We start from the raw sequence: 14,261 nt of genomic DNA, 5'->3' as shown, positions 1-14,261 counted from the left end.
CAGCCTTTAGTTTTACATAACAGGGTTTATCAATCATAAGTATGATGGCGAGTTACGCTAAACCGATTAAGTATATGGTGCATAACATACACAACACATAAGCTTGAGATTATAGCCACAGATACCGAACTAAACCGGTACATTGCACTATAAACAAGATCTTGGCCTGGCCCGAGTGAATTTCCAAACAAAATACCAAATGTAGTCAATACACCAAAACCAATGCCAGGTATGCCTCCGCCTAAAATATGAAAGCGCGCAAAAACAAACGAAAGTATCCATAAAATAGCCATCGGAAAAAGTAAAAAATCAGAGTGACTATACAAAAATAGTTGCGATAGTAACGCTGCATTACAGCCTATAAGCGTTCCAATTGCTCGCTGCCAACCGGCCATACCTGCAGCTTTCCAGCACAACGAAAATAAAATAAGCACAGAAGCTGCCTGCGCAGATATTGAGTCCTGTAAATCAAGAACCTGAAAAACAACAAAAGAGAGCGTAGCCACGGTTGAGCATAACAATACCTCATGGCGAATACTTTCTTTTGCTTTAGCTGGCATTACTCGCCCGGGCCTTGCGGTTACATCAGGGAATAGGCCATGCATTAATGCTCCAATAATAACGGTTAAAAATATAGCCAAACCATTAGTTAAGATTAACGGATAAATACTGCTTCCTTGATCAACATAGCTGGAAAAATGTAGCTGAATAGAAAGACTAATCACGCCTAAAGCGCCGAATAAAAAGGCACTACCGCTACTCATTTTATGAAATAAAAAGCAGAAAACACCAAACACTAACAATGTCATAACGACTGGCAAGTGAGAAAACAATCCCTGCATTATCAGCACTATAAGTGCGCTAAATGCAGCAGATGCTATAAATTGATTTATAAGCCCACGACTTAACGTAGGTACCATGCCCAATATCAACATAGGATAAACGGTAAAAAATATACCATTGGGCCAGTTCATTAATTTACTAATAGTAAAGCCAAGGGTACAGCCACCTGCAATGCGCAGTGCTTGGCGAAGGCCGTTGGAGTCTAATTGTGGGCCTTGGCTAACAATTTGAGTCATAAAGCCTCCATTAATAAATGTAGTGTAACCAGCTAATAAACCTGATTTGTGCAGAGCCAAACCATTGCCCAATTGTTGATTCTGGTAATAATTGTACTGTTGCACGTGAGCCACTAGGCATGTTTGCTATTAAGTCTTGATGATTTATCAGCTTTAAGTGAATGCGTTGACGCTGTGCATCACGCACCCAACGATTACTGGTTTCTGTTGTACTTAGTAAACCATTAGCACTAAGTTGACCACTGCTAACGCCTGCTTCAAATGTTTCAAGTATTGCGTCGTAAATTTCACCTGGACGGCTATCAAATACTACGCGCGCTTGGGTGCCTTGCTTCATATTTGAGAGTGACTTTTCTCTAAAGTCGGCAACTAAATCTGCCTTTTTAGCAACAATAGCTAATAATGGGCTGCCTGCAACTGCGTATGCGCCGTCTAATAATTGTAAGTTAGCAACTACGCCGTCACTTAATGCGCGCACTTTTGTGTAGGATAAATTTAGCTCAGCTTGCGCTAACTGGTTTGCAGCGTGGCGCATGGCTAAGTTTTTGTTACCTGAGTCACCTCTAGCTAAAACCGCTTCAGCTAACTGCGCTTCAAGGGCTGCAACATTTGCTTTACTCGCTTCAAAATTAGCACGAATGCTTTCAAGTTCTTGCTCCGATATAGACTTTTGCTTATAGAGCTTTTCGCCTCTGCTTTTTAATAGTTTTTGCTCATGCTGTTTAGCGTTTGCTGCACTTATTTGTGCCTCAAGCGCTTTAACATTGGTATCAAGGCGTTTATTTTGTAATTTGGCATCATCAAGGGCGAGTTGAGCTTGTTCTTTAGCTAAATTATATGGGCCTTCATCGATACTAAATAATATATCGCCTGCTTTAACTGATTGGTTATTACTAACTTGCACACTAGTGACTCGGCCACTAATTTGCGGTGATATTTGCACAACAGGGTGATAAACACGTGCTTGTGGTGTCACAGGCAAAACCATATCGGCCACTAAATAGTAAATAAATACTAAGATAAACCCTATGAGAGAAAACCTTACATAGCGTGCAAACTTTTGATCCGGTGTCATTTTTAGCCTTACTTATTAACTTGAATACATTTAAGGGCGTTTTGCTCCATTTTGATCAAACCAAATGCAATCGCATCTAGTTGCTCAACAGATAAACCGCTGTATAACTGATTTTTTATATCGGAAATAGTCTCTTGCAATGAATGTAAAATGGCATCACTTTGCTCAGTAAAATAGAGTCTTTTACTGCGCTTATCATGTTTGTCTACACGGCGAACAATTAACGATTGCTCCTCTAATTGCTTAAGCGTACGAGTCAATGAAGGCATTTCTATCCCTAAGCTATTAGCAAGCTCAAGTTGTGTTAGTCCCTCACCACGCATACTAATATGCATTAGTGCAGTCCAGCGCGATTGAGTAAGCCCTAAAGGCTCAACCGCAATGGTTACCGCTTCGCGGCATAAGCGATGAACTCGGCCCATATTACCGATAACAGTTAAATCGAGCGTTTCGTGAAAAGGTTTGTGTGTAGGCATAGCCATCCCAACATAGTTAGCAAGCTAACTATTTTATCATTACTTAGCTTGCTAAGTAAATATATGAAAGAGAGGGAAATGGTAAAATATTTGCCAAACCTCACTTGTAAAAATGGTGAGGTTTAGCAGGAGTTTAAAAGTTAAGTAAATTAGCAGGGGAGTATTGATCGGTAAGTACTTTTGTATCTGCGGGCCAATCTTGGTCGTTTTTAGTAAATTGCATAAATTGGCTAATCGCTTTTATGTCTATACCGTATTTTACTAATTTAGGGGCGAGAGCATTTACACGCGTGTTAATTTGCGCTTCGCTCGGCATTGATTTAAGTCCCGCTAAAATAATACGATTACTACGATTTTCGCGGCTTACATTTATAAAGTCGCCAAATACAGCGTGGTAAGTTGCCGACTCATGTTCATAAAGTTTACTACTTGAAAACGTATTTGCAGCTATAACACCGCCTTCGGCTAATACGCTTTGTACTTCTTCAAAAAACTCTTTAGTAAGCAAATGCTCCGGAATATAGTCGCCGTTAAATGCATCCAAAATAATCCAATCATACTTTTGCTTTTTAATAGCGGCACGTTTTATAAAAATACGGCCATCTTGCACGCTTGATGTCACTAAATCGTTTTCTATAAAGTTAAAGTAATCGCGTGCAACTTTAGTTACTGCAGGATCTATTTCAACATTATGAATATTTGCAGTGGGGTATAGCTCATGAATAACGTTAGAAAGTGTACCGCCACCCAATCCTATAATAAGTACACTTTTAGGGTTGTCGGCTACTAAAAGGCTCGCAAACGTCAATTTTGTGTAATTAAAAACAAGTTTGTCGGGATTGCTTTTATACATGCAACTTTGGCTTGTTTGGCTACTTTTAGTATTAAATTTAAGGCAACGTAAGTCGCTCGTTTCTTCAACAATAATATTGCGATAAAGCGAGCGTTCTTCATGAATAACCTTACTAAACGCAGAACCTGACAACACAATTAATGGCAGTAGCAAATATTTAAGCATGAGCAAGCCCCTTATTATTAACCAAGGTATTAATAACAATCGCGACTAAACCCAGTGCCCCAAGTGTTAAAGCAAAGGCGCTAATAATTGTATTCACGTCAAACGCGAGTACAAAGTAAAAAGAAGTAATAATAGTACCCAGGGCACTGCCAAGCGTACTTACAAAGTATAAACGCCCAGCCACTTGGCCGCTTTTATCGCTATCTGTTACCAGTAAGCGCACAGAGTAGGGCGAGATCATGCCTAAAATAACGGTAGGTATAAAAAATAAAGCAGTTGACGCTAAGAGTGAGCCGTAGCGGCTATCTTCAATATGGGTAAATATAAATTCCATTATAGGCTGCGAAAATAATGTAATAGGCACAACCATAATGCTGGCAATTAAAAATATTAAACCATATTTGGTAAGGGATGCATTTTTAGTGCTGAGTTTACCACCAAGTAAATACCCAAAAGATAAACTAAGCATAAACACAGTAATTATACTGCCCCAAATATGCACGCTACTGCCAAAAAAGGGGGCAAGAATTCTCCCACCTAAAAGCTCAATGCCCATTATGCAAAAGCCGCTGCAAAAAGCTAAAAAGTAAATTAACGCGTTTGTTTTTATGCTCATGTAATTATCGTTATGTAACTTAAGTAGAACACTATACTAACGTGATGCATACAAAGCTGCTAGGGCCTTATATGGACTCCCCGTAAATGTCAAAAAGAAAAAGTTAAAATAAATTTAGATGCTAGCTTATATACGGGCTCAAATGAGGGGCTACCTCTGGCCTCTTATGTATTCGCACCTTCATGACTATTCTGTTGAGCAGTTTATGAAACTTCAGACCCTAACAGTCTATTGAAGGTTGGTCTTACCTATTTTAAGCGCTCTTATTGACAAATTTTAAGCCGCAAGTAATTGTGGCTGGTATTCTTTATTATGCTTTTGCATTGCAAAAGCCGTTCTTATCGTTTTATTCGCTAAAGCAATTGCTGCGACTTTCTTTCCTCGACGCGCGGTTAATGCTTTTAACCATACATCTTTTTCACTGCGACTTTCTCTTTTTTCTAGTTGGGAAACAACAGCTAATGCACCTTTAAACAAAGCACTTCGCAGCTTCTTATTTCCTATCACTTTAGATATCGAGCCTATTTTTTCTTTACCACCACTGCTATGTTGTACAGGTGTTAGACCAAAGCAAGCGGCGGCTTCTCGACCACTTTTGAAATGTGTCGCATTACCTAGCGCTATTTTTATCAAGATTGCACAGACTGGGCCGACTCCCTCTAAGGCTTGTAAGCGATTGCAGGCTTTATCTTCTTTAACTATTTCATGCAGTTGTTTTTCAATCAGCTTTGCTTCTTCAATTGTCTCCTTAAAGCGTTGAAAAAGGAGGTGAATTGAAAAGCGAAATGAGGATGTTAAACTATTTTCTGCGTCTTCTAGTATCTCTGGTATAGCGTGAATTAATGGGGTATCACCTTGAGCTATTGGGTACCCTAACTCCAAAAGCAAGCCTCTGAGTTGATTACTTAAACTTACTTTTTGTTTGACCAATAAATCACGCATACATTCAATGCCTTGCAGGCATTGGTCCTGCACTGAAAGTAATCGGCTTTCTTTAATATGAGGCTGACGAGCGGCAACAGAAATAGCCAGTGCATCATTAGCATCTGTTTTTTGTCCTTGACGAAATGCTTTTACTTGTCGTGCATTAATTGCTTTTACTTGATGACCAGCTTGTTTAGCAAAGCGTGCCCAATAATGTGTTCCGCCACACGACTCCATAGCAACTAAAGATTGCTTCTCTTTAATTAACAACTCTTTAAGTTTAGCTCTTGTGATTGCTTTGTTATAAATAACGTTTCCATTTTTATCTGTTTTGCAGACCTGGAATAAATTTTTTGCTAAATCAATTGCGATTACATTACAATCAAACATGTATGGGCTCCTTGGTAAAAGTTTGGTCGCTTATTACGTTACTCCTGAGGGAAGTGGGAGTCCATACATCTGTTGACCTTTCAGGATTAAAATTTGTTCTATCTAGGGGCGATTTAATCGCGGCGCGAGGTTTGTAACCTAGTGGGCTAAGTAAAAACCGAGCAACAAAGAGTTAATCGTCCCTAGAAAGAACCCTGAGGGCAGCGCATGTTTGGTCTTTATGCTGCGTTATCGCCCATTAATGGGGAATAACCACACTACATAGGCTCTGCCTTGCCTAAAAACCAAACATACTGCTGCAAACTCAACCTCGAAAGATAAATAGGCCCTGGGGTAATAATTAACCTAAGTTTAATTTTAAAAAAGAAGTTTTGTTATAGCAATTTGTTAGTTAGTTGAATTCTGATCTATTTAGCTTGCCTAGGCCCTCGCGATTTAACACTTAAGACGCTTTTTCATTTAAATTAATTTTCTTAAGTTTTCTTTAAGTTTCACTCGTTAAGTTTAAACCCTGAAATATAAACAGGTTTAAATGAGCGAGCTTATGCAATTAGCCCACACTTCTACATCATTAGGTTTAACACAAAATAACAGTCAATTTATTAGTGCTCGTATTGATGATGTGCATCGAAAAAATCTCGAAAACACAGTGAAAGAAGGTTTTTTAGTTGCGTATAACGCTAAGCTTACTTCTTTTATGCCACTACTTTGCCAATACGTTACCGAGCAAGGAAAGTGCACGTTAGGGCTAAGGCAAGCAACTTCGCCATTGTTTATTGAGCAATATTTAGCATCACCCGTTGAAGATTTTTTAGATGAGAGCATTTCTCGCAATAAGATTTTTGAACTTGGTAATCTCTGCTCTACAAACCGAAGAGCAACACTTGCACATTTTATTATTGTTAACGAAGCTCTGCAAAGTGTGGGGGCAAAACATTTAGTGTTTTGTGCAACCAACAAAGTGCGTGCTTTATTGCGCTTACTTGGTGTTACGTGTACTGAAATTGCACTTGCGAGCAGTTTTGTAGTTGAGAACCCATTAAAGTGGGGCAGCTATTACGCCAACCAACCAACAGTATGCATTGTGAGCCTAGAGCAAGCTCACCAACAAGTATTAAATACCCCAATGCTTTATAGTTTGACGCAGCAAAACCACTCAAATATCAATTCTTTGGTAAATGCATTGGTGAACGTATGAATTACTATAATACACATTCAGTACCGCCATTAATTATTGCCCATAATAAAGAGCAAATACTTGAAATTAACGGTGATGAGTTTAACCAGCAAATACAAAAAGTAGTAAAAATACTATATAGCTTTAACGGCAAATGTGTTGCTTATAAGCTCGATAATACGCCAGCTTGGCTTGTTATTGATGCCGCTGCTGCAGTTTCTAATAAAGTGGCTGTGCCAATTGCTCACTTTTTTAGTGAACAACAAACTCAATATGTACTAGCTCAATGTGGCGCTAATGTATTTATGAGCGACACACTAAACCCTTTATTTGGGGAGCCGGCTGCATCAATTACTTTATTTGAGTGTTACACATTATATATTTACGAAATCGTTGTAGCTAAACCCGTCAGTTATTTCCCAGAAACTCAAAAAGTAACATTTACATCAGGATCAACCGGGCAACCAAAGGGCGTGTGTTTATCTGCAAAGAGTCAAATGCAGGTAGCGCAATCTCTGTGCGATAAAATTAACATTAAAAAGCCTGTTCATTTGTCTTTATTACCACTTGCTGTATTGCTTGAAAATATAGCCGGTGTGTATGCCCCTTTAAAAAGTGGCGGTACAGTGCATTTAATGCCGTTAAATGAATTAGGCTTTGTTGGTACTGCATTAAAACAGCCCGCACAGCTTATAGCTGCTATTGATAAAGTTAAGCCAAATACGCTTATTTTAGTGCCTGAACTATTAGCATGCTTAGTTACTTTTGCAGAAGATGGGTGGCAACCGCCTAGTTCGTTACAGTTTATTGCCGTAGGTGGTGCGCTTGTCAGCGAAATGCTATTAACCAAAGCGCGTAGCTTAAATTTACCAGTATACCAAGGTTATGGACTTTCTGAGGCGGCATCTGTCGTTAGTTTAAATACGTCCACAAACGATAACCTTCACAGTGCAGGCTCTGTGTTACCTCATATTCAAACCAAAATTGAAAATGACCAGCTTTTTATAAAAGGCGATTTGTTTTTAGGTTACTTAAACCATCAACCTCACAATAAAAACCAGTGGTATGCAACCGGCGATCTAGTCGAGCAGCATCAAAATACTTTATTTATTAAAGGCCGATTAAAAAACCTAATTATTACCAGCATGGGTCGCAACATCAGTGCCGAGTGGCCTGAATCACTATTACTCAGTCAAAGCGGTATTTTACAAGCGGTTGTGTTTGGTGAGGGGCGACCTTTTCTCAGTGCCATTATTTACGCCGATACAAAGCTAAGTAACCCAGTGTTAGCGCAGTACATTAGCGAAATTAATAAACAACTACCCGACTATGCTCGAATTCAAAAGTGGCATCGTTTAGCTGCCCCATTAAGTGTGCAACAAGGATTATTAACAACAAATAATCGCCCAAAACGAGATGCCATAAGTAAGCAGTACCATGCTGTGTTTGAGCAATTTTACCGACTTGGAGAAGTAATTAATGAGTGATTTTTTTAACACCCTTAAAGAGCAAACTAAACAAGAGCAAAACTACCTGCTTGCAGCGCCGATTATCCAGCGTGTTTTTAAAGGCGAAGCATCACTTGAAGAATACGCCTCGTTTTTAGCGCAAGCGTATCACCATGTTAAGCACACTGTGCCATTAATGATGTCGGTTGGTGCACGATTAACCGACGAACAAGAATGGCTGCGCGAAGCAGTCGCAGAATATATTGAAGAAGAGATTGGTCATCAAGAGTGGGTACTTAATGACATTGCAGCCTGTGGTTTTGACAAAGAAACAGTACGGTGTAGTCAGCCGCAATTTGCTACCGAAATGATGGTGTCGTATGCGTACGACTCCATTGCACGTAAAAATCCGTTGAGCTTTTTTGGCATGGTGCATGTGCTTGAAGGCACTTCTATAGCGCTTGCGGATGGCGCGGCTTCAAATATTGCAAATGCTGTGGGTTTACCTAAAAAAGCATTTAGTTATTTAACCTCTCACGGCGCGCTTGATATAGAGCATGTAAAGTTTTTTGAAAACCTAATGAACCAAATAACAGACGAGGCGGATCAGCAAGCCATACTTCATGGTGCAAAGCGCTTTTATCGTTTATACGGCGATATATTTCGTGGACTCGATGACGAACCATTTTTTAAAGCAAGTGCACAAGGCAAATTGGCATGAGTAGTTCTTTGTGTGTGCTCACTGGTGCAACAGGCGGAATAGGGCAAGCGATTGCTAAAGCCCTATATGCAAAAGGGTGGAAGTTACTACTTGTAGGGCGAAATACCCAAGCTCTTGAAAAACTGAGCCGTGCATGCCCAGACAGTGAAATATTTACGGGCGATTTAACCGACGATACAGCACGTATTAACCTAGCAATAAAAGCCAAGCAACTCGGCGGCGTTAAATTACTTATTAATAACGCAGGTATAAATACGATGCAAAGCATTGAGCACACAAGTAATGAGCAAATAGATAATATGCTCATTACTAATCTGTCGGTGCCTATTAAATTATGCCAGCTATTTTTAGGACAGTTAGCGTATACCAAAGGCACCATTGTTAACGTCGGATCATCGTTTGGCAGTATTGGCTACCCGTTTCAAACGCTTTATTGCGCCAGTAAATTTGGTTTACGTGGCTTTACAGAAGCGCTCTCGCGTGAGCTTAACGGCTCAGGCATTAAAGTGACCTATTTAGCACCAAGAGCAACAGATACATCTATTAATAGCAGTAAAGCGAGGGCAATGAATAAAGAGCTCGGTAATAAAATGGACTCGCCAGAATTAGTTGCTCAAGAGTTATTAGCACTTATAAGTTCAAACCAAACAAGGCGCTTTATTGGTTTTCCTGAAAAATTATTTGCACGCATAAATGGCGTATTCCCAAGCGTTGTTGATAACGCTATTGCAAAGCAACTTCCTAAAATTAAACGTTTTTTAAGTTAACAAACACACAAGGGCAAAATTATGTATAAATTTACACTCGCATTTTATTTAATACTAACCTCTGTATTTGCAACTGCAGTACACGCAGATGAAGCGCAAGACTTAACCGATATTCAACAAAAGTGGGCAATTGCTAATTACGAACTTGAAGGCGATGCGCAAATAGACGCGTTTACGCAACTAAGTGAGCAAAGCGCATTATTTGTTAAAAACTATCCAAGCTCAGCGCAAACACATATTTGGAATGGTATTGTGTTAGCCAGCTTTGCTGGCGCAAAAGGGGGCTTGGGCGCACTTGGTTTAGCAAAAGAAGCAAAAGCGTCACTCGAAAATGCACTCTCGATTGATGGCACTGCATTAAATGGCTCAGCTTACGCAAGCCTTGCAACGCTTTATAGCAAAGTACCTGGTTGGCCAATTGGTTTTGGTGATGACGACAAAGCTGAAAAATTATTTAAACAAGCGCTCGCTTTTAATCTCGAAGGCATTGATACTAATTACTTATACGGTGAATACTTGTATGACGAAGGCGATTATAAACAAGCTAAAGTGCGACTAGTTGTAGCACAAGCTGCTGGGATTCGTGATACTCGGGCAAAAGCAGATAAATATCGTCAACAAGCAATAAGTCAGCTATTGGCAAAAGTAGATAAAAAATTAAAAAGATAAACAGATAATGCATTTATTACTCGTTGAGGACGATCATTTAGTGGCGCAAGGGCTTATTCGCTCTTTGCGCCAAGAGGGCTACAGCGTAGAGCACAGTGGCACAGTAAAGCACGCCTTAGAGTGCCTTTCTAGTGGTGAGATTGAGCTTGTTATTCTCGATTTAGGATTGCCTGATGGCGACGGTTCGCAAGTTTTAAAGTATATTAAAGCACAAAAAAAAGTAATACCGGTGGTTATTTTAACTGCTCGCGGCAGTATTGACGACAAAGTCCAAGGGCTCGATATGGGGGCAGATGATTACCTTGCAAAGCCGTTTGACCCCGCTGAGCTATTTGCCCGTTTACGTGTAGCAAGTCGGCGTATTAACCAAACACAATCAAGCTTATTACGCTGTGGTGATGTAGTAATGGATACTTCTGCTCATACAGTTAAACTAAGTGGGCAGTCACTTACACTACCGCGAAAAGAATACATGCTTTTAAAAGCGCTAATGGAAAATCAGGGAAGGGTACAGTCAAAACAACAACTCGAAAACAAACTTTACCAATGGGGTGAAGAAGTCGGCTCTAATGCCATAGAGGTGCATATTCATCATCTTCGTAAAAAATTCCCTAGTGATTTTATTAAAACCTTACGTGGCATTGGCTACGTGGTTGGTAAGCGTTAGAGTGTATTTGTTTTTCGAGGTTGAAAATGTCAATTCGTAAACGTCTGACCTTAATTTTACTTTCAATGATGGTGCTAACTTGCTTTTTAGCATTAGTAAAAGGCTATCAAAAAAGTATGCACCACGGCGAAAGTTTGCTTGATGATGAACTTAAAATAGTGGCTGGCGTTTTAATTGAGCAACCATTGGCACTAAGCACAGATGCAGTACAAGTAAATAATAATAGCGCTCAGTTGTTGTATCAAATTTGGCAAAATAATAATTTACTTAGTGGCTCATCGAGTTTAACGAATAACCAAATTAGTTTTAGCGAGGGCTTTCAAACGGCCAATCTAGCAGGGCAGCGTATGCGGGTATTTGTGATGAGTAAAAACACCCGTAAAGTCATCGTTGCTGAACCTATGGCAAAGCGTTTTGAATTAGCTGAAGCCGTTATTTTATCTGCAATGTTACCTATGCTATGGGCAGTCCCTCTGCTTGCTATTTTTATTAGCTTTTTTGTTAAATACGCATTAGCCCCTCTTACTCGATTATCTAAGCAGTTGGCGTCTCGCCAAGCGAACGACTTTACGCCAATTAACTGGCAAGTAACCGACGAGGAAATTAAACCGGTTATTAATCGTTTAAACGACTTATTTAAACGCGTAGAAACTGCCTACTTACGGGAGCGCTTTTTTGCCTCAGATGCAGCTCACGAATTACGTACCCCGCTTAGTAGTTTAAAAATTAATGTACATAATTTGGCTAATAAACAAAGTAATCTGCAAGACCATCAAGAATTACAAGCTATGTCGCAGGGCATTAATCGCTTAAGTAATATTGTTGAGCAAATGCTAATTTTAGGACGCACTCAGCCTGAACAATGGCAAAAGCAGTTTAGTGAACAGTCATTGCTAACGATTACTCAGCAAGTCGTATCGGAGCAATATGACAAAATAGATGAAAAAAACCAAACAATTAGTCTTGAAGGCGATGATTTTATTATTAATGGTGATGAGTTTACATTAACCACACTCATCGCTAATTTACTTAGCAACGCCATAAAGTACACACCTAATAATGGTCAAATTATAATTAAATTAGTATCAAGTAATAACGGCTTTAGTTGGCAAATTGATGATTCTGGTGCGGGTATGACTGAAGAGCAAAAAGAGCGAATATTCAATCGCTTTTATCGCGTAGGTGGCGATCAGCATCCATCAGGCGAGCAAGGTGCCGGTTTAGGTATGGCGATTGTTCAACATATAATTGCTATTTATGGCGCAAGTATTCATTTAGCGAATAGCCCTTTAGGCGGACTAACCGTTAAGGTTACTTTTACAGGAGTAAAAAGTGACTAAACGTTTATTTAATTGGTGCCTTTGTTGTTTGCTATTTTTGTCGTTTAACGCGGCGAGTAAAGAGTACCTTATTATTTTAAAAGATCATTTGTTTTATCCCTCGCAAATTACCATTCCCGCGAATAAAAAAGTAAAACTATTGATAGAAAACCAAGATAGCACACCAGAAGAGTTTGATAGCTTTGATCTAAACAGAGAAAAAGTACTCTACCCAAACCGTAAAAGCATTATTTATATAGGGCCGCTTAGTAAAGGGTATTACGAATTTTTTGGTGAGTTTTCGCCCAATACAGCAAGGGGCGTTGTTATAGTTAGCGATGAAGGGGCGCAGCATGCTAATAACTAGTTTAGTCATGAGTCTTAATCAATTGCTACCTGTGGCTATTTTATTAGTGCTACTACAAGTGGTTAAAAAACAAAGCGCTTTAAAAATAGGATCTGCTTTACTAATTGGCGCGCTCATGTCGTTTATGTACATGCAAAGTGCATCATGGGTGAGCCAGTGGTTTGAACACCAAGGGCTAGAGTACTCACAAATAGGGCTATGTATTACTATATTTATAGCCGTATTAGTATTTGCAATAAAGCAACAATCAGCGGCTTTTTATATTGCTGTTATAAGCACAATAACAATGTATTTAAGCCACTATATTATTTACCTCACCAGTTTTTGGCAAAGTAATGATGCAGGGCAAAGCTTATTTATTGGCACTTTATTAGGTGTTGGAATTTGTTTAAGTTTTAGCGTATTGCTGTACTTTTTAATGAATGCAATTAAGCACCGCTTTGGTATGTATCCGCTTTTTACTTTGCTTGCTTTTAACAGCGCGGCTAAGTTATTAGTTGCACTGGATTTGGCAAGCCAAATAGACTTAATTACCAACACCGCAACCGTGTGGGATTTACGCGACGTATTAAGCGAAAACTCTGAGCTAGGCCGCGTATTGCGTGCCCTTGTTGGTTACGAGGCCACTCCTGATTTAATGAGTGTACTTATATATAGTACAAGTAGCGTGATATTTTTATCACTTTGTTATGTTATTTTGGCTTCAATATCTAAGGAACGTGTATGAAAGCACTCAACCTATATTTAGCGCTTAGCTTTACCGTTTTTTGTTTGTTGGTACTTTCAATCCCAGCAAAGGCCGATGGAATTGTTGTTGATAAGGTATATCACCCCTATGTTTTACCTTTTGAGCGAGAGTTTGAATGGCGGTTAGTGTCGCACCAAACAGATAGTGGCAACATACTAGCGCAGCGTTTGGGTGGTGGTGGAGCTATTAACGATACAATGGCACTAGAAGGTTACATAGTTGGTGAGCGAGATGACAACGGCGACTTTGGTTTAGAAGCTTATGAGCTTGAACTACGCTGGCAATTAATTGAGCAAGGTAAATTATGGGCTGATTGGGGGGCATTATTTGAGCTTGAAAAAAAACATAATGAAAATGTGTATGAAGCAACTTCGGGTTTTGTGATAGAAAAAGAGTTTGGCAAAACAAGCTTAACTATGAATGCCTTTTTAGTGTACGAGTGGGGGCAGGGTATTCAAAATGAATGGGAAAGTGAGTTTAGAGCGCAATATCGCTATCGCTACCGTTCTGCTTTTCAGCCATCTATTGAGGTGTACGTAGGAGAAGACTTTGTAGGCATAGGGCCTGGGTTTATAGGTTTGCAGCGTTTCGATGGACAAAAGCAGTTAAAATGGGAAGCGGGTTTCATCACTGAGATAAGCCAATCAGAAAAAAATCATAGTTTTAGGCTCGCATTAGAATTTGAATTTTAATAACCAAGGAAAGCGGTTTTGGTTGTTTATCACTCTGATTATAGATAGGTACTTGACATATTTTAAAAAATCTATATAGTGGGCTTCAGCTAGAAAGAAAGCATGTAA

16 protein-coding genes are annotated in these 14,261 nt (G+C 39.4%); 10 read left to right on the top strand and 6 right to left on the bottom strand.

Annotated features, from left to right (window positions below):
* Positions 1-29: 29 nt before the first annotated feature.
* From RB214_RS18635 to RB214_RS18610, 6 genes are all read right to left on the bottom strand, one after another.
* Positions 30-1,079, bottom strand: coding sequence for a DUF2955 domain-containing protein (locus RB214_RS18635; protein ID WP_309169445.1), 1,050 nt, complete (start codon positions 1,077-1,079; stop codon positions 30-32).
* A 10-nt stretch (positions 1,080-1,089) separates the two neighbouring features.
* The gene (locus RB214_RS18630) at positions 1,090-2,154 is read right to left on the bottom strand and encodes an HlyD family secretion protein (protein ID WP_309169444.1); all 1,065 of its coding nucleotides are present in this window, start codon (positions 2,152-2,154) and stop codon (positions 1,090-1,092) included.
* Positions 2,155-2,162: 8 nt separating this feature from the next.
* Positions 2,163-2,630, bottom strand: coding sequence for a MarR family transcriptional regulator (locus tag RB214_RS18625; RefSeq protein ID WP_002959150.1), 468 nt, complete (start codon positions 2,628-2,630; stop codon positions 2,163-2,165).
* Between the two features lie 133 nt (positions 2,631-2,763).
* Positions 2,764-3,648, bottom strand: a complete 885-nt coding sequence (locus tag RB214_RS18620) for a fused MFS/spermidine synthase (RefSeq protein ID WP_309169443.1) — start codon at positions 3,646-3,648, stop codon at positions 2,764-2,766.
* Entirely contained in the window at positions 3,641-4,264 is a 624-nt protein-coding gene (locus tag RB214_RS18615; protein WP_007583564.1) for a fused MFS/spermidine synthase, read from the bottom strand. Before RB214_RS18615 ends, RB214_RS18620 begins: the two co-directional genes overlap by 8 nt.
* A gap of 276 nt (positions 4,265-4,540) precedes the next feature.
* On the bottom strand, positions 4,541-5,578 hold the full coding sequence (locus RB214_RS18610) for an IS110 family transposase (RefSeq protein ID WP_309167389.1): 1,038 nt from the start codon (positions 5,576-5,578) through the stop codon (positions 4,541-4,543).
* 544 nt (positions 5,579-6,122) lie between these two features.
* Between RB214_RS18610 and RB214_RS18605 the strand changes: the two genes are divergently transcribed.
* Genes RB214_RS18605 through RB214_RS18560 form a run of 10 tightly spaced genes read left to right on the top strand, consistent with a single transcriptional unit; the run spans position 6,123 to position 14,153 of the window.
* The gene (locus tag RB214_RS18605) at positions 6,123-6,776 is read left to right on the top strand and encodes a thermostable hemolysin (protein WP_309169442.1); all 654 of its coding nucleotides are present in this window, start codon (positions 6,123-6,125) and stop codon (positions 6,774-6,776) included.
* The gene (locus tag RB214_RS18600) at positions 6,773-8,242 is read left to right on the top strand and encodes an AMP-binding protein (RefSeq protein WP_309169441.1); all 1,470 of its coding nucleotides are present in this window, start codon (positions 6,773-6,775) and stop codon (positions 8,240-8,242) included. Before RB214_RS18605 ends, RB214_RS18600 begins: the two co-directional genes overlap by 4 nt.
* Positions 8,235-8,924: a TenA family transcriptional regulator gene (locus RB214_RS18595; protein ID WP_182720258.1), complete on the top strand. Its 690-nt coding sequence runs from the start codon at positions 8,235-8,237 to the stop codon at positions 8,922-8,924. The genes RB214_RS18600 and RB214_RS18595 overlap by 8 nt, the downstream gene beginning before the upstream one ends.
* Entirely contained in the window at positions 8,921-9,691 is a 771-nt protein-coding gene (locus RB214_RS18590) for an SDR family oxidoreductase (protein ID WP_182720259.1), read from the top strand. Before RB214_RS18595 ends, RB214_RS18590 begins: the two co-directional genes overlap by 4 nt.
* Before the next feature lie 21 nt (positions 9,692-9,712).
* Positions 9,713-10,360, top strand: a complete 648-nt coding sequence (locus RB214_RS18585; RefSeq protein ID WP_182768638.1) for a hypothetical protein — start codon at positions 9,713-9,715, stop codon at positions 10,358-10,360.
* 7 nt (positions 10,361-10,367) lie between these two features.
* Positions 10,368-11,027 carry a response regulator transcription factor gene (locus tag RB214_RS18580; protein WP_002959133.1) on the top strand — a complete coding sequence of 220 codons (660 nt, stop codon included), beginning with the start codon at positions 10,368-10,370 and terminating at the stop codon, positions 11,025-11,027.
* A gap of 26 nt (positions 11,028-11,053) precedes the next feature.
* Complete coding sequence (locus RB214_RS18575; RefSeq protein WP_309169440.1) at positions 11,054-12,367, top strand: ATP-binding protein; 1,314 nt, start codon at positions 11,054-11,056, stop codon at positions 12,365-12,367.
* Complete coding sequence (locus RB214_RS18570) at positions 12,360-12,713, top strand: cupredoxin domain-containing protein (protein ID WP_290192978.1); 354 nt, start codon at positions 12,360-12,362, stop codon at positions 12,711-12,713. The genes RB214_RS18575 and RB214_RS18570 overlap by 8 nt, the downstream gene beginning before the upstream one ends.
* Positions 12,700-13,440, top strand: a complete 741-nt coding sequence (locus RB214_RS18565; protein ID WP_309169439.1) for an iron transporter — start codon at positions 12,700-12,702, stop codon at positions 13,438-13,440. The genes RB214_RS18570 and RB214_RS18565 overlap by 14 nt, the downstream gene beginning before the upstream one ends.
* Entirely contained in the window at positions 13,437-14,153 is a 717-nt protein-coding gene (locus RB214_RS18560; RefSeq protein ID WP_309169438.1) for a hypothetical protein, read from the top strand. Before RB214_RS18565 ends, RB214_RS18560 begins: the two co-directional genes overlap by 4 nt.
* Positions 14,154-14,261: the final 108 nt, after the last annotated feature.

Origin of the sequence: Pseudoalteromonas sp. HL-AS1 (genome assembly GCF_031198785.1) — a bacterium.
GTDB classification, from domain to species: Bacteria; Pseudomonadota; Gammaproteobacteria; order Enterobacterales; family Alteromonadaceae; genus Pseudoalteromonas; species Pseudoalteromonas distincta.
This window is presented reverse-complemented; position numbering and strand designations above follow the sequence as displayed.